Source organism: Mucilaginibacter sp. P4_E8 (assembly GCF_056401495.1).
Map to the genome: position 1 here is coordinate 41,026 of NZ_JBFUJG010000018.1, position 17,831 is coordinate 58,856.

The 17,831-nt window shown below is 41.2% G+C and carries 10 protein-coding genes; 1 reads left to right on the forward strand and 9 read right to left on the reverse strand.

The features are described from left to right. Nucleotides 1-10: 10 nt before the first annotated feature. From AC1DRQ_RS10405 to miaB, 8 genes are all read right to left on the reverse strand, one after another. Nucleotides 11-817: a mechanosensitive ion channel family protein gene (locus tag AC1DRQ_RS10405; RefSeq protein WP_477424185.1), complete on the reverse strand. Its 807-nt coding sequence runs from the start codon at nucleotides 815-817 to the stop codon at nucleotides 11-13. A gap of 372 nt (nucleotides 818-1,189) precedes the next feature. Next, nucleotides 1,190-2,824 (reverse strand): chaperonin GroEL, encoded by a 1,635-nt coding sequence (groL, locus tag AC1DRQ_RS10410; RefSeq protein ID WP_477424187.1) that lies wholly within the window; start codon nucleotides 2,822-2,824, stop codon nucleotides 1,190-1,192. Between the two features lie 93 nt (nucleotides 2,825-2,917). Continuing rightward, nucleotides 2,918-3,193 carry a co-chaperone GroES gene (gene groES / locus AC1DRQ_RS10415; protein ID WP_183564502.1) on the reverse strand — a complete coding sequence of 92 codons (276 nt, stop codon included), beginning with the start codon at nucleotides 3,191-3,193 and terminating at the stop codon, nucleotides 2,918-2,920. Between the two features lie 234 nt (nucleotides 3,194-3,427). Next, complete coding sequence (gene secG, locus AC1DRQ_RS10420; RefSeq protein WP_429400142.1) at nucleotides 3,428-3,790, reverse strand: preprotein translocase subunit SecG; 363 nt, start codon at nucleotides 3,788-3,790, stop codon at nucleotides 3,428-3,430. Between the two features lie 9 nt (nucleotides 3,791-3,799). Further along, entirely contained in the window at nucleotides 3,800-5,245 is a 1,446-nt protein-coding gene (locus tag AC1DRQ_RS10425; protein WP_477424189.1) for a hypothetical protein, read from the reverse strand. A gap of 71 nt (nucleotides 5,246-5,316) precedes the next feature. After that, nucleotides 5,317-5,829: an LptE family protein gene (locus tag AC1DRQ_RS10430; protein ID WP_429400144.1), complete on the reverse strand. Its 513-nt coding sequence runs from the start codon at nucleotides 5,827-5,829 to the stop codon at nucleotides 5,317-5,319. Between the two features lie 5 nt (nucleotides 5,830-5,834). Next, nucleotides 5,835-7,085: a sigma-54 interaction domain-containing protein gene (locus tag AC1DRQ_RS10435; protein WP_477424191.1), complete on the reverse strand. Its 1,251-nt coding sequence runs from the start codon at nucleotides 7,083-7,085 to the stop codon at nucleotides 5,835-5,837. A 93-nt stretch (nucleotides 7,086-7,178) separates the two neighbouring features. Next, nucleotides 7,179-8,636: a tRNA (N6-isopentenyl adenosine(37)-C2)-methylthiotransferase MiaB gene (gene miaB / locus AC1DRQ_RS10440; protein ID WP_429400146.1), complete on the reverse strand. Its 1,458-nt coding sequence runs from the start codon at nucleotides 8,634-8,636 to the stop codon at nucleotides 7,179-7,181. A gap of 266 nt (nucleotides 8,637-8,902) precedes the next feature. Here miaB and AC1DRQ_RS10445 point away from each other — a divergent pair, with 266 nt between their 5' ends. Further along, entirely contained in the window at nucleotides 8,903-10,708 is a 1,806-nt protein-coding gene (locus tag AC1DRQ_RS10445; protein WP_477424193.1) for an AsmA family protein, read from the forward strand. 68 nt (nucleotides 10,709-10,776) lie between these two features. Here the strand turns inward: AC1DRQ_RS10445 and sov are convergent, their stop codons facing one another. Continuing rightward, nucleotides 10,777-17,811 carry a T9SS outer membrane translocon Sov/SprA gene (gene sov, locus AC1DRQ_RS10450; protein ID WP_477424195.1) on the reverse strand — a complete coding sequence of 2,345 codons (7,035 nt, stop codon included), beginning with the start codon at nucleotides 17,809-17,811 and terminating at the stop codon, nucleotides 10,777-10,779. Nucleotides 17,812-17,831 lie beyond the last annotated feature (20 nt).

Here is a 17,831-nt window from a genome sequence, read left to right on the forward strand (position 1 = left end):
TCTATAAAAACTATCCTGCCTTAGGAAAATTAACACCCTCTGCTGTAAGGTCTTTTATGATCTTTTCCTGTAGGGCCATTTTAGCTGTTAAAAAATTGGCCGGCTGAACCCATACATTGATGATATATCTGATAGAGTCGATCTCCAGACTATTAATACCCACCTTTGAGGCTGGTGTTTTCAATAAATTAGGGGTGGTGTTTATCGCGGTTTCGATAATCCCCCTTACTTTTTCAACATCATTGGCATAGCCTACTTTCACTTCAAAATCAAGGCGGCGTTTACCTTCGCGGGTAACATTAACTATAACCTCATTAAATAATTTACCGTTGGGAATAATTACGGTCTTGTTATCAGCGGTGAGCAAAACAGTATAAAAAATCTGTATGGATGTCACCCTTCCATCCTGTCCCTGGGCTATAATACTGTCGTCAAGTTCAAAAGGTTTTAGTAGTAAGATAAGTACCCCACCTGCAAAGTTCTGGAACGTTCCTGACAGTGCCAAACCTGCCGCAACGCTAAATGCGCCAATAATGGTAGTGAATATGGTCATCTCCAAACCAATAATATTCATTACCCAAATAATCAGCAATACATAAAGGGTAGTGATAGTAAGGCTTAAAAAGAAAGGTTGTAATGATGAATGTATGCCTCTTTTGAGCATCCGGGTACGAAGCCGGGCCCGCAGAAACCTTATTACCCAAAGGCCAATAAAAAATATGATTATTCCACCGATGTACTTAGGGCCGTGAGTAATTAGCCAGTTGTGGAAATCTTTGTAAAAGTCTTCTACCTTGTAAATATCCTTGTCTTTCATAAATTATGAAAGCAAAGGTAAAAATTTATTATTTACCGTAAATGGTAACGAACAATTCAGGGCCTTTTATCAGCAACCAATCAACTATGGTACTGTGCACTAATTTTGTTTTTTGAACTATGTTTTTCATGATAATGTTTTGTATTCAAACCCTGTGCCTAAAGAACTAAGCTTTCAGAAATTGTTACGCAAAAATAGGTATTAGCGCTACAGCAAATGTTAAAAATTAATCAAATGATTAACTCATGACTATCCGTTTACGTTTACATGACTATAACCGCCTATAAAAACAAAATCCCCGTCTGGAAAACCAGACAGGGATTTGTATATTATGTATATTTCGTACACCCCCTTTAGGGGGCTGGGGGGCTCTTACATCATACCGCCCATACCGCCGCCACCCATTGGTGGACCACCAGCCGGAGCATCTTCAGGATCGTCAGCCAATACAACTTCTGTTGTTAACAACATAGCTGCAATTGAAGCCGCATTTTCCAGTGCTACACGACCAACTTTAGTTGGATCGATAACACCTGCACCAATCAGGTTTTCGTATTTATCAGTACGTGCATTGTAACCAAAGTCACCAGTACCTTCTTTAACTTTTTGAACTACGATTGAACCTTCAATACCTGCGTTTTCGCAGATCTGACGTAAAGGCTCTTCGATAGCACGACGGATGATCTGGATACCAGTGTTTTCGTCTTCGTTATCACCTTTAAGGTCAGCTAAAGCAGCTACCGCACGGATGAAGGCAACGCCACCACCTGCAACAATACCTTCTTCAACAGCCGCACGGGTTGCATGTAAAGCATCATCAACACGGTCTTTTTTCTCTTTCATTTCAACTTCTGTAGCAGCACCTACGTACAATACAGCAACACCGCCTGATAATTTGGCTAAACGTTCCTGTAATTTTTCGCGGTCATAATCAGATGTAGTTGATTCGATCTGAGATTTGATCTGGCTTACACGGCCTTTGATCTCTTCTGGTTTACCAGCACCGTTAATGATGGTAGTGTTATCTTTATCGATCAGGATCTTCTCTGCAGTACCTAAGTAAGAAAGGTCAGCATTTTCTAATTTGTAACCTCTTTCTTCAGAAATTAATGTACCACCAGTAAGGATAGCGATATCCTCTAACATAGCTTTACGACGGTCGCCAAAACCTGGAGCTTTAACAGCAGCAACTTTCAGTGAACCACGGATCTTGTTAACTACCAAAGTAGCTAAAGCTTCGCCGTCAAGGTCTTCAGCAATGATCAATAATGGTTTGCCGGTTTGAACTTGTTTTTCAAGGATTGGAAGCAATTCTTTCATCGAAGAGATCTTTTTATCATAGATCAGGATGTAAGGATTTTCTAACTCAGCTTCCATTTTATCAGCATTGGTAACAAAGTAAGGAGAAAGGTAACCACGGTCAAACTGCATACCTTCAACAGTTTTAACTTCGGTTTCAGTACCTTTAGCTTCTTCAACAGTAATTACACCGTCTTTACCAACTTTAGCCATAGCTTCTGCAATTAATGAACCGATAACCTCGTCATTGTTAGCAGAAATTGATGCTACTTGTTTTATTTTGTTATTGTCTTCGCCAACAGTTTGTGATTGTGATTTTAAGTTCTCAACAACAACTATAACAGCTTTATCAATACCACGTTTTAAATCCATTGGATTAGCACCGGCTGCTACGTTTTTAATACCAGCAGTAACAATAGCCTGGGCTAAAACGGTAGCAGTAGTAGTACCATCACCTGCAATATCAGCAGTTTTTGATGCAACTTCTTTAACCATTTGGGCACCCATATTTTCTAAAGCATCTTTCAGTTCGATTTCTTTAGCTACAGTTACACCATCTTTAGTGATAATAGGTGAACCGAATTTCTTGTCGATGATTACGTTACGACCTTTAGGGCCTAATGTTACTTTAACTGCGTTAGCTAAAATATCAACACCGCGTTTTAGAGCGTCGCGTGCTTCAACATTGTATTTAACTTGTTTTGCCATGTTTTTTTAATTTTCGATTTAATGATTTATAGAATTATTGATTTGAATAGAAAGAATCAATAACTCAATCCTTCAATAATTCACTAATTGGATTTACAGAATCGCGTAAACGTCAGATTCGCGCATAATTAAATACTCTTTACCTTCATAAGTAATTTCGGTACCTGCGTATTTTCCATATAAAACCTGGTCACCAACTTTTACAGTTAAAGGCTCATCTACTTTACCGTCGCCTACGGCAACAATAGTTCCACGCTGAGGTTTTTCTTTAGCGGTATCCGGGATAATAATTCCCGAAGCGGTCTTCTCTTCGGCTGCTGCAGCTTCCACTACAACCCTGTCGCCGATTGGTTTAATGTTTAATGACATAGTTATATCTGTTTATTTTATTTAAGTTTCGACTGCAATTCCTCATCAATTATGCCAAGCAAACACAATGGCATTTATTGACAGCAAAACTGTTGTAATGTCAGCTAAAGGTTATTTCGTTTTTTAGGCTTAACAATATTTTAACCTTCCAGTGCCATCATGTCAGTCGGAGGTATTCAGCAAAAAAGGCTTTGGAAAGTCTCCAAAGCCTTTTTATATTTTTTTAACGTATAATTATTTAGCAGGCTTATCAGCAGGTTTAGTTGCTGGCGGCGGTGCAGTAGGTAAACCAAGTGGTGCACTTGCCGGCGCTGTTGGTTTTGAGGCTTTCTCAATCTGATCGCGCAGGGCAGGGTTATCACTACTTGATGCTCCGCCTTTTACAGCTACATTAATTGCCAGTGATAAAACCATTACACCTATAGCCAGTACCCAGGTACCTTTTTCTAAAAAGTCGCCGGTTTTTTGAACACCCATCAACTGTGATGAGCTTGAAAAATTTGATGCCAAACCGCCACCTTTAGGGTTTTGGATCAATACGATAAGCCCTAAAAGGATGCAAATGATAATGGTAAGGATAATTAAAACTAAATACATTTCTTTATATTAATTTGTTTTCTTTTCTAACTGTTCAATTTGGCTTGCAAAGTAACGGCTTTTTTCCGGGAATTTCAACATCAATTTTTTATATGTGGCAATTGCCTTATGGTATAGCATTTGGTCGGCATATATTTGGGCCAGGGTTTCGCTTACCAGATCGTTCCTGTCTTCCGAACTTTTTTTGGCTTTGTTTTCGTTATCAAGCTTATCCATTGCCGGCGGCCGTATCTGCGGCTCTTCCTGTATAAACTTTTCAATAATAACATCCTCTTTACGTTTTATTTCAGGCGCATCCGGTATCGGCGTTTTTTCAAGCTCCTCCAGCGATTTTACATGGAAAATATTTTCAAAATACTGCTGTTGCAACGCATCGGCAGCCTGCTCTTTAAGTTCACCAGCCTGTGCCTGTACCGGCGCCACTGGCGGCGGACTTGAATAAGGCTGATAAGTTGCGGCATACTCCTTACGGGTTTTATCAAGCCACCACATAAAAGTATAAGGCATTTTTTCGTCATTATACTTTGATACATCCTGGTGGTTCTCTGTATCTGCTGTAACATGCTCTTCACTGGCAATAGCAGGTTCAGGAGCAGGAGACACGGTTTCTATATTTTCGGTCTGGCCGTTATTTTTTTGATCGGCTATGGAGTTATCAAAAGTAAAATAATCACTACCGGCTATGCTGCCAATGATCCACTTTTCCGATTCAAGGTTAAAGCCAGACTCATCGGCCCAGGATTTTTCATCCTTAACCGCCGCCTCAGTTTTTGATTCATCTTCGTGCCCAGGAAAACTGATGTTTTCAATACCTACAATTTCGTCGTATACTTCATCTTCAATACCTTCATTTGGCTGTTGTACCGCGGCTAAAGAAGTATCGGTATCTTTATTTTCCGGAGTTTTATCCTCTTGCGCCAATAGCTCATCCTGCTGCTCCGCTGTTATATGCTCCTCAATTACTTCCGGCTCGGTTATTATTGATAGCTGTTCGGTTTCAGTAACTGAAGGAGGTGTTTCCAGGTCAACGCTGGTCTGGGGTGCTGTTTCAGTTTCATGGGCATTAACCTCCTGCTCATCACTTACAGATGTTTCTGTTTCCTTTGTTAAACCAGTTTCGGCAAATGGTCCTATATTAAAGTAATTTTCGCCGGCTGGCGTACTATCCTGAAAGTGATTGTTAGCTGTATCCTTAAGATGCCCGGCAATTTGAGCTGATGATACTACCGCGAGGCTATCCGCATCGTTAATAAGTTTGTGTAATAAGTGCGGATCAAAATAAGCAGCAGCATGTTTTAGTGTACTGCCTTTACCGGCATGTGCAAGCATGGCGCGTAGTATGCCACTTTGTGGAAATTCATCAACCAGCTGCTCCAGATCATGGCTATACAGTTGCCCGGTATTGGCCGGATTGGCCAACAATTCCAATAATATTTCGTTCTGCCTGCTATTCAAATTTTGATTCACGTGGTTGAAAGTACGAATTGCCTACCAATTAGAAAAGGCTTTGTTAAAAACATCTTCAGTTATTGCCAATTAGAAAAGGCTTTGTTAAAAACATCTTCAGTTATCTGATCAACTATTGTTTTTATCAGGTTTTGTTCCTGTGATCCAATATCTCCCCTAAAATTAACGAATCCGGGAAAATTTTGCTCAAAATTAATCTTTTTATCCGCTTCGTAAACAAATTTAACCTTCACCGTTATAGTTAGCCTGTTCGCGTCGGCAATAGGTGCCACATTACTGGCTACCGCTTCAATAGAAACTGGTGCTATAGTATAACCCACAATACTGCCCGACATGGTGGCATCACTTTCATTACGTGTAATGCTTAACCGGCTTTGTGACCGGATCCTGTTTTTTAAAGCTTCGGTAAATGTTTGGCTCAGGTTATTCACTACAAGCGGTGCATTATTTTCAAAAAATTGTACATCAATGGTTTTTAAAGCCGGTGGGATGGATGAATTTTTGAGCGTATAGCATGATGATAACATTAAACTTAGCGAACTAACAATAATGATCCCCAGTAATTTTTTCATTTAGCCTATAAGTTTAATTCCTTTATTTTTCTGTATAACGTTCTCTCTGATATGCCCAGTTCGTTAGCAGCCAGCTTTCGCTTTCCTTTGTGTTTTTTTAATGCTTTACGTATCAGGTCCGATTCTTTTTCAATCAACGACAGCGATTCTTCAACCTCCTCGGCCTCGTGTGTTATATTATACGAATCATTACTGTTGTTATTGCTGCTATTACCCGTATTAACGGGCTGTTGCAAAGTAAATTGCGCTTCAGGATTTCCCGGGAGCTCAATATCGCGATATAATTGATTAAGTGTTTGTGAATGATTACTATAATTAGCCGCCACACCACCGTGTTCAATAATATCTGCCACCAGTTTTTTTAATTCAACCATGTCGCGTTTCATATCAAACAGCACTTTATACAAAATATCCCGCTCAGAAAAATCCTCTTTAGGCTGGTTATCCAGGCGCATGGGCAAATTACGGTTGCTTGTTTCATGCGGAATGTAGGTAAGCAGGGTTTGTGCTGTTATAATGCGGTCGCGCTCCAGAACGGCCAGTTGCTCGGCCATGTTTTTAAGCTGCCTTACATTACCCGGCCACGAATAATTAATTAATACCTGTTGTGCCTCTTCATCAAGCTGAATGGGTGGCGTACGGTATTTATCGGTAAAATCAGAAGTGAATTTCCTGAAAAGCAGGTAAATATCCTCTTTCCTGTCACGCATGGGTGGTATCCGTAGCGGAACAGTATTTAAACGATAGTAAAGATCTTCCCTGAACTTACCGCTTTTTACAGCTTCATATACATCAACATTGGTAGCCGCTATAACACGAACGTTTGTTTTCTCGACTTTTGATGAACCTACTTTGATATACTGGCCAGATTCAAGTACCCGCAGCAAACGGGCCTGGGTACCCAAAGGCATTTCGGCTATTTCATCTAAAAATATGGTACCGCCGTTTACGGTTTCAAAATATCCTTTACGCTCGCCAACAGCACCGGTATAGGCACCTTTTTCGTGCCCGAATAATTCTGAATCAATGGTACCTTCAGGAATAGCGCCACAGTTTACGGCAATAAATGGCCCATGTTTACGCGGGCTCATTTGATGTATAATGTGCGAAAACACTTCCTTCCCACTACCGCTTTCGCCGGTAATTAATACAGAAATATCTGTAGGTGCCACCTGATTGGCAATATTTATGGCCCGGTTAAGCAAAGGCGAATTGCCAATGATCCCGAAGCGCTGTTTTATTTCTTGTATATCCATAAGCCCCCTAACCCCCTAAAGGGGGAATTTTAGGTTTTTAATTTTATATTATAGTCGTTTAACTGATCCCTCCCCCTTTAGGGGGGCGGGGGGCTAAACTACCTTCCCTATCAAAGTAGCCGATGTGCTGCGTTCTATCAATACATTTACGTACTGGCCTGGTTTATAATTTTCGCCAACCGGGAATATCACCATGGCGTTTTGATCGCTGCGGCCACAATAGTCTTTATCTGATTTTTTTGAATATCCTTCTATCAGTACTTTTTCAACCTTGCCAATACGAGCCTGCATACGGTAAAAAGAATACTCCTGCTGCTTGGCCACAATTTGCTGTAAGCGGTTTTGTTTTATTTCTTCCGGTATATCATCAGCATAACGTTTGGCGGCTAACGTACCTGGTCTTTCGCTGTATTTAAACATGTAGGCAAAATCGTACTTTACGTAATCCATCATGGTTACAGTGTCGTTATGCTCTTCATCTGTTTCGGTACAAAACCCGGTGATCACATCTGTTGATATGGCGCAATCAGTAATAATACGGCGAATGGCGTCGATCCTGTTAATGTACCAATCACGGTCATAAGTACGGTTCATCATTTCCAGTATACGGCTATTGCCTGATTGTACCGGCAAGTGGATATAATTACAAATATTTTCGTACTTGTTGATGGTATGCAGCACTTCGTCAGTAATATCCTTTGGATGCGAAGTTGAAAAACGAACCCGCAACTCAGGGTTAACCAGGGCAACAAGCTCTAATAAGTTAGCAAAGTTGGTAGTGTTGTCGCCTGGGTTGGTTTCTGACTCAGAACTTGGACCTTCAGACTCAGAACCCGCTTTCCATTTATATGAATCCACATTCTGCCCCAGCAAAGTAACCTCACGATAGCCTTTATTGAACAGATCCGTACACTCGGCAACAATTGATTGCGGATCGCGGCTGCGCTCACGACCACGGGTAAAAGGTACTACGCAAAATGAGCACATATTGTCGCATCCACGCATGATGGATACAAATGCATTAATGCCGTTGCTATTTAAGCGTACCGGACTTATATCGGCATAAGTTTCCTCACGTGATAGTAACACGTTAACCGCCTTTTGGCCGCTATCTACCTGGTCTATCAAATTAGGCAGGTCGCGGTAAGCATCCGGACCAACAACTACATCAACCAGCTTTTCTTCTTCTAAAAATTTTGATTTTAAGCGCTCGGCCATGCACCCTAATACGCCTACCACTAATCCCGGTTTTTTTACCTTGGCAACCGTAAACTCTTTCAGGCGGTTACGCACCCTTTGCTCCGCATTTTCGCGAATAGAGCAGGTATTTATAAAAATAACATCGGCTACACTATAATCGGCAGTGGTTTCAAAACCTTGTTCCAATAAAATTGATGCAACTATCTCACTGTCAGAAAAATTCATGGCACAACCATAGCTTTCAATATAAAGTTTACGGCCATTGTTTTTACCGGCTGCGGGCTCTAAAACCAAAGCTTCACCCTGCCTGCTCTCATCATGTATCTTATCCGGAATTACCAAATCCATCATTTATTAAAAAATTAGTTTGCAAAAATACACAAAATTTAAATACCTGAATGACATATTGGCAGTATTTAACAAATCAAAGTTTATTGTTATATTCCGCATTGATACATGTAAGCCGCATGGCAACATATCAATGACCGTTAATGACCGGCTAAGTAAGAATAACAATATTTGTATAAAATACGTTTTAGATAAAATAACATAAAAAGGGTGCTAAAAAAGGTAGCCAAACAGCAAAAAATAATACAATCATAAAAGAAAACCGGTAAATGAAGCTTAAATTTTTGAAGCAAAGGTGGCAAAGAATAGTATTTAAATTTGTGTTGATACCTGTAATTGCAATTTTGCTCCTGGCTTTAGTTGTTAACCAGTATTGGTCGCCTATTTTAGCTAACAAGGTGCGCGATGTAGTTTTAACCAGCAGTGATAGCCTATATAAAGTTGATTTTTCTGATGCCGAACTTCACGTATTACAGGGCAAAATAGTGATCTATAATTTTAGCCTAAAACCCGATACGGCGGTTTATAACCAAAAAAAGAAACAACACCTGGCTCCTAATAACCTGGTTGAGCTACATGTAAAACGGCTTATATTACAGCATGTGCACCCGTTTGGCTTATATTTTAGGCACAAGCTAAATATAGGGCAGGTAGTTTTGAACACACCAGAAGTAAATATCAGTTACCAGCTTAACCATACGAAGGACACTGTTGTAAAAGACCACCGGACTGCCTGGCAAAAAATTTCAAAAAGCCTGCGTTCCATTCATATTGGGCATATTTACCTTAACGATGTAAAATTTAAATACCAGGATTACTCGGGCAATAAAGTAGCCATATCCGAATTAAAGGAGATGAACCTGAACGCTACCGACCTGCTGATTGATTCGGCAACGCAAACAGACAGGTCGCGCTTGCTTTATTGCAAAGATATTGTAACCGAACTGAACAACTATACCGGTAAAACACCAAGCAGGCTTTACGCATACAAAGTAAAATACCTTAAGCTTTCCACCCTGACATCCCAATTAAACGTTATTGGATTGCAGCTTCAACCTGCCAAAACAAATGTATTTTTTAACAAAAGTCAAAGCGATCGTTTTGGCCTGAATATCGATTCGTTACAGCTTAATAATTTTGATTTTTTGAGCTATCATAAATACCGGCGGTTAACGGCATCAAGCCTGATATTAAATACGGGGGCTATCCGGGTGTTTACCAACCCCAATAAAATAAAAAACCCGGCCATTGATAAGGTCATTACCTTCCCGAATGTAATGATCCATAAAATAGGCGCAGATTTGACAATTGATACCCTACGCGTACACCATATAAACGTGGAATACTCTGAGCTTAATAAAAAATCAAATAAAACCGGTACCATCACCTTTAATAATACCAGCGGCCACTTTTATAATGTTACTACCAATGAGGCCGCCATTGCAAAAAATAATGTTACAGCCGTACAGCTTACCACTTATTTTATGAATCGCGGCAGGCTTGATGTACAGTTCGCTTTTAATTTAACCGATAAGAATGCTGCGTTTACTTATAAAGGAAGCCTGGGCACTATGGATATGCAGGTTCTTAATCCGGCCATAATGCCGCTGGCCATGGTTAAAACTACTTCGGGCACTATAAAGCGGTTTAATTTTGATATACAGGCAAATAGTGAGGTATTTAAAGGCAGTGTAGGCTTTTTATATAATGATTTGAAAGTAAATATATTTCAGGCCGATACCGCGAATGACCGCCTGAAGAAAAAATCATTGATGTCGATATACGCCAACCTGTTTATTATTAAGCATAACAACCCTGATAATGTTGGCGAAACACCCCGGTCTGCTACAGTTACCTATCTCCGCCCTAAAGATTCTCCTTTTTTTAAAACGATGTGGAAAACCCTGTTGGAGGGCTTAAAGCCATGCGTAGGCCTGGATGCAAAAAAACAACAGGAAACAAAGGACCGGATTGAGGAGCACAATATAAACAAACATGAAAGGCTCGTTAAAAAAGCTGAACGAAAAAAGCGAAGGGCCGAACGCAAACTTGAAAAAGAACAGAAGAAACAGTGATGTGTTAATTTGAGAATTTGAAGATTTGAAAATGATCTATTAATTATAATTCATTTTCAAATTCACTCTTATTGCAATAACAATTTCAGATTGATACCGAAGTTAGTAAACGCGGTATTAAAGGTTTGAGAGGTGTATGGCCTGGTGATATTTGAATCGTAAAACAGGTTCAGGTTAAAGCGCTGATTAATTACATAATCAATTGATGGGCGTACCGTAATGTTTTGAGCCCCGGATGATATTTCGGCAGCTTCTACATCAGCACGGTATATTAATGTTTTATCATCGCGCAGCGAAAAGTCAAGTTTAAAATTAACGTCGTTATCCTTGCCGGGCCCGCTAAACCATCCAAATGGAAAATGGAAATTTTTGGTATGATAGCCAAATCCAAATACAATTATTCTTTCGTTTTGCTGTGCCAGCTGACTATTCAGCAAGCTCAAACTCAATGAGCGGCTTTGCCGGTACTCAATATTAGTGGTCATGCTGTTCTTGAACCGGATGCTGGCGCCCAGTAACGGTACAAACTGTTCAAAAATAGTTACCTGCGAAAACTGGTATAGTGGCAAAAAGTCATTGTTTAAATCCCTTGAACTGGCTGCACCGCGGGCCTCCTGGTATTGCAACAATGTGGTAAATCCGTTTACGTTGTAGGATGACCGGTATCCGTGGCTCAGATCAAAGGAATCAAAAACATCCTGTAAGAAGGGCAATTTGCTTAGGCCATTATAAGTTACCTGCCAGTTTGGTATTGGAATAACCGGGAATTGGGTAAGACTGCTGCCCGATGCGTTTTTACCCGTATACGCCGCCAAAAAAGCGGGCACCAGCACGTTCTGCGAATTTGGCCCGTAACCATCGGCGTAACCATCCGTACTGCCCGATGAATTTGGATTAAGGGCACCCAGTTTTTGTGATATCACCGTACGGCTATCTAATAGTTTCTGGTATACCGGCGACGTATTATTGATTCCTGTTGATTTTTTAAATGCCGTACCGATGGTTAAAAAGGAAATGCTGTAATTACCCGTAGTTACCGGGCTTAACGTTTCAATGCTATTAGTTGATTCAAGATATTTAAAGTTGGCCTGATAATTATGATCCTGCGTTTTAAAGGCCAGCAATTCAATACGAAGACCCTTAACGGGTTCTATGATGCCCCTGAAGTGCATATCCTCATTAAGCGTGGTCACATACAGCTGATTCTGGAGGGTATCTTTAGTGATCCAGCCGTTAGCTACAGCTTTGGCACGTATATCAGTTTGGCTGCCCAGTAAAAATCCTAATCCGGGAGCGCCATAATTTGCATCAGACCCAAAAAAGCCGGATTGCGGAAGATACCCTGGTAAAAATGTACCCTGCGTTCGGGTATAAGTTCCACTCAGGTTTTTAACGCTGGTTAACAACCCTATAAAGAACTTACTGACGCTGCCCTTTGTATTTGGATTATTAGCCTTGCGTATAAATGGAAACTTATTATAAAGCGCCTCCATGTTAAAGGTAGGGTTTACTTGTATGGCCCTTGAATTTTGGATACTGTTACCCACATCATACGATGGATCATTTATGGCAAATAAGGGCTGCGTTTGCCAGTTAAAGTGTGCACTGTAGCGGGTTACAACCGCCGCCCAGTCCATACCCGGTATTTTATTAAGAGGTACCGTGTAGTTTAGGTTGATGGTATGGTTATAGTTTGTAGTACGACCAAGTTTTTTAAGATTATCCCAAAGGGTATCACGCTTTAACCCGTTAATACGGCCTGCAGGTTCATCAACTACCGACAAATTGGTAGCGTCAATATCCAGCTGTAGCGATTTTGAGAGGTTCCATCCAATACCATAAACCCTGGTTATATTAAAATATTTATTGAATGTGGTGGTTGGTATAGGGATAAAATTATTGGGGTCATTATCTCTCAGCGTGTTCTCTGAGTAAAAACGATCAAAGTTGATGCTAAAATTGAGCCGCGAAGGCAGTATACTAAAGTTGATATCACGGAACAGGGCCAGCATATTACTCTTGATAATCTTGGCAAACGGACTATAATATTTTGGCTGATTAGTATAATTATAAGCAAGGGTTAAGTGATATGTTTTTTCCAGGTCGCTCTGTGTCACAAAATCATGGTGCGTATATTCGGTATAGGCGTAGGAGGCATTCAGGTTTTCAACATCCCAGATATGGTTTGTCGCGTTAGGATCGGTTTTGGCTTTATGTACATTGGTAAAATTGTAGCTTTTCCGTATGGTATAATCAACTGCGGCATTTCTTATTGAATCGCGCTCCTGGCTGCTGGTTGCGGCCGCGAGCGATTGTTTAAGTTCTACATCGGGTGAGCCAGGATCATACTGGGGCATACTTTTTTGGGACGACACATTTACATATGCCGGTATATGGATGCCGGTTTTATCAGGGAAGAATTTCCCGAGTTCAAGATTTGCCGATACATCATAAGTTTGGTCGTCACTCCGGCTCCTGTCATTCAGTCTGGAATCAAGCGTCCCAAAACCGATAGTAGTTTTACTGCCCGATACTGTAATATCGGCAAAATCAGCAAGCTTGGCATCAACCCTTGCAGTTGCGGCCCAACCACCCCGCTGGTCAAAATCAGTTAAGCGCATCTCATCAAACCAAACAATACCGGTTTTATCCAGCCCATCGTCAAGGTTTGATTGCGAATCTCCCTTATAAGGATTCCGCACGCCCAACATAATGGTACGCAAGCGACTCAAATCGGGCTGGCCCTTAATATATACAACATTATTACCCTCCACATATTTAAATACATCAGTATAAGGCACATTGGAGTGGTTACGCTTAAGTTTTGCTCGGGTAAGCAGGTCCAGCTCCAGATCAATCGCGTTTACTGTCGGCCATATGGCATCAGGATCACGGGTGCCGGGCTGGGTAACTTTTAAAGGCACCTGAAATTCATAATAGTTATCCTGATAATCAACACCTAAGCGTACAAAAGCATTAAGATCATTATCCTTTAGCTGCTCGCCTTCGGCATGTACAAACATTTGCAGGCGTTTGTAGGAGCGCAAATCATTATAAAAGGTTTTGAAAGCCGCTCTGGAATAACCATCCCTCAGGCTTTTAACATCTAACGAAAGCGATTGCTCATTTAATTTGGTATCGGTTTGCAGGTTATTATAATTACGCTGACGCTGAATGCCTGGCGGCACCACATAAGGTATTGGTGTACGGTTACCATTTTGCTCAATGTTTACAGCCTGTACATCAAGGGTTGAATTATCAAGCGGCGGATTTGGGATAGCCGGATCGGCAATTACATTAAGCGGATTTTTTTCGGTATTAAACGTACGCCATTCGCCACGCACCAGTTGCAGGGTTGCAAAACGCAGTATCGCGGTATCGGCAAAATTGGTCATGAACATACGCATAAAACGTATGGCTTTAAAATCCTGGATGTTACCTACTTTACTCTGATAATCTGTTATAGGTATCCTAAACTGGTACCAGTTAACCATTTGTGTGGTACCATTGGCCAGTTTCACCGAAGCGGTAACTTTATCGCTGATATAATTTTGACCAACTATCATATCACCGGGGCGCATGGATACTTTGTATTGAAAGTATGAATCCTCCTGGCTCATGTTATTGTCGCGGTTAATATCCTCACCATCGGGTAGTGATGTGGAGGCCGAATTTTGGATCCCTAATTCTGCCTGCGATTGCTCAGCCGTTTTTGAGTTGCCATCAGTGCCATTATATTTACTGTACCTATCCAAAATACTGGCTTTGGCCTGGTCAAGTGCCCGCCCCTGGTAATACTGATAATCATCCGATGATGGATCTGCTGCAAAACTATTAGCCGCCTGCCCGCTTAACTCGCCGCTTACCTGCTGAACTATAGGCGCAAATTTGGTTTTCTCATCAGCATCATTTAAACCATCCAAACCTACATCCTGCAGTTTGCGCGAATCAGGATTATTATCAAAAGCATTTATTACCGGCTGCAATTTTGATACCCGCCCCCAGTTTGTTTCATCCACCTGTGTCAGGTCGCCATTAACGGGCAGGCTATTCTCCAGGCTTTTACGGCCGTCTTTTAATATATCTTCAGATACGCTTCCCAGGTTAAAATACAGATCGCCACCAGCCGAATTTGGTTTGTATATAAAAGGATCAAGTACCCAAAATTCGATATAAGCCACGTTTAATGATTCAAAATCATTGGTCTCCAGTTTCCTGAACATACCTCCCCAGCGTGTTCTTGGATTTTGCAGGGTACCATCGTTATTAATGCCTGTAGTTGCATAATTATATGGTCCGCGTACTGTTGGATAAAAGGCCATATTCAACGTGGCCAGGCTTAGCTGCTGCCCTGTTGATGATTGTTTGTATGGAAATACCTCCTGCTCAATTACCTGCCTTACATAATGGTTTGAAAGTTCGGCACGTGAAACCGCGACAGTGCCCACATTGGTATAAAATATAGGGTCGATATTATAAAATGCAAGCCGGGCGCGGTTGTACCCATAACTCAGGTCATTAAATGTACCTGATTCTGGAAAAAGCTGTGGTGTACCGGATATTTGCCAGCTGTTTGCACTTTTTACATCAATGATTGATTGACTGTTCTCAAAATCATCAAGATATGAAGTGCCATTTTTTGATCCGGCAAAGTTTAGGGCACCGGGGCTGCCTGGTAACAATTGCGCAAACTCGCCCGAAAAATTAATTGACGAAGGGACTTTGGTGTGGATAAAGGGGATCTTATCAACCAGCCGGGTAAGCAACCTTGATTCTGAACTGTAATTAGCGTCAAAACCCCATATGGTATTGGAGATGGATTCATCGCCCGCTACCTCATTTTGGGTGAGGGGTTGCTCTGTTAAATGCATAATGGTAGCACCCAAGGCCAGCTTGTCATTAACATGATAATCAAACCTTGAACCGTATAGTGATTTTTGCTGAACACCAAACAGCTCATTGTTCTCCAGCTTAACCGTAATGGGTTGGCCCGAAGAGAGCAAAGCCTGGTTCAATATGCGGATACGCCCGGCATTATAATCAACCGTATAATCATTACCTTCCTGCAGTTTTAAAGAGCCGGCAGTTACATTTACGGAGCCCTGAGGTATATTCACCGCGTTAAGCTGATACTCTGATCCTCCCGTTGAAGTATAGGTACCTTTTATTAAATACCGGTTTAAATTAGGGAAGTATTGCTGCGCTATGGTTTTGGTTGAATCATACAAAGGCTGATAAACGTACCGCTTGGTAAGGTCCTGCTCGCCGGCTGTAAATTTTTTGGCCAGATCAGATCCAAAGGGTTCCAGTACCGGGAAAACAATGCGCCCGTTTTGCGAATCAATGGTTACACCCTCTAAAAAATCAAAATAGCCATCGGGCTGCTTATCACTCTGCTGGTTTAAATTATCCAGTCCGGTTATTTGCAACCAAAGCTTGCCTTTAATGTTTTGCCCCTCCTCCATCACTGTTTTTTCAATACCTGATTTATCATCAAGCCGTGTAACGGTTAATTTAAAATCAGTAGGGCTAACCTGGAAAGCTCCCAGCGAGTAGATGTTTTTCATCATCAGATCCCAGCTGGGCAAATTGGTTTTCAGCAATTCGTTCTTCAGCAATTTTACAAATAGTACTTTGGGGGTATTGGGGTCAACAGCCACATCGCTGCTAAATTCACCAACCTGGTACTGTACGCCGTTAATGGTATACTGATAAGCCACCGCCAGCACCTCGTCATTATTTAACGGGTAATTGAGTGATATATATCCAAGCTGCGGGTGCAGTGTAAATTCTTTATCAGTAAGCTTGCGGGCATAGGTAAGCTTTGAATAATTATCAGTATTGCCAGTGCTTTGAAAGTAATTGGCTGCCGCGTTAGAGTTGGTTGAGCGGGCATCGGCAGGTAAATTATTTAATAAGGAGTTTGATTGTTGTGCAAATCCCGGACCTTTAAAACCCGCCGGTAATGCACTAAAACCTGGGCCTCCCTGTAATAGCGTTCTGTTGTAAGGGGCGTTTTCACCAAGATCTAAAAATGCAAGTATATCTCTTGAGTCGGTGGTAACGTTGGTGCGATTAGTTGTCCAAACCTCAATTTTTGTAATATTTACGTTTGAGCTGATGATGGGGATATTAGCCAGCGCTCTATTATAATTATTACGGAAATACTGCGATAAAAAGAAGTGCTTGTTAGCTTCATATTCGGCCGGGGTAAGCCTGAACTCACCTTGTTGCGAACCATTGGTTATGGTAATGGTTTTTGATTGCGACCGCTGTTGCGACAAAATACTGGTTACATCCAACCGGCCAAACTTCAGTTTGGTTTTTAAACCAAAAAGCGCCTGGCTACCTGTTATCAATGTAGTATTTAAAGGCATACTCACTGTACCTGCCTCTACCTTCTGAATGATCTCATCCGGCGATCCTGTGTAATCAAGCTTTATCTGGTTCTCGAACTGAAACTGGGCATCGGTATTATAATTGGTTGTTATTTTTAATTTATCACCTATATTTCCGGTTACATTAAGCTGTATCTTCTGGTCAAAATTAAAGTTAAACTGGCTGCGTTGCCGCGTATTGAATAGTGGGTTTTGGTTTTGATTTATCTGACCGGCCAATATCATCTCGGCCGAGCCTTGCGGTCGTATATCAATTGTTTGGCCGCCAAATATTTGTTCAAAGGTTCGGCTCCTTACTTTTATGGCTGGTATAAACCCTGGCTGTTGTGAGTCATAGGCATAATTATCTGCCAGTTGTTGATAGTAAGTACGCTGATTTGATTTTTGTTTAAGTTTTAGGTATTGAGCAAAGGTTAGGTATTGTGGCGGCCGGTATAATAAATTACCAACCCGTTCGTATAATATATATCGGTTTGAGGCTGCGTCATATTCAACTGTACGCACCATGTTGGGAGGGTCCGGATCAAAAATACCTTCCCTTATCCTAACGCTTTTAGGCTCGGTCAGATTTACGGGTGCGCTTACCTGTGTCGTATCTCTTTTACCACCCGGAACGCGTTGTTGTGCATACACACTGCCCAGCCCACCAAATGCCAAAATGAACAACACACTTATAATAATATTATAAGTAAATATTCTTATCAAAGGTCAAGTAGAAATTTATA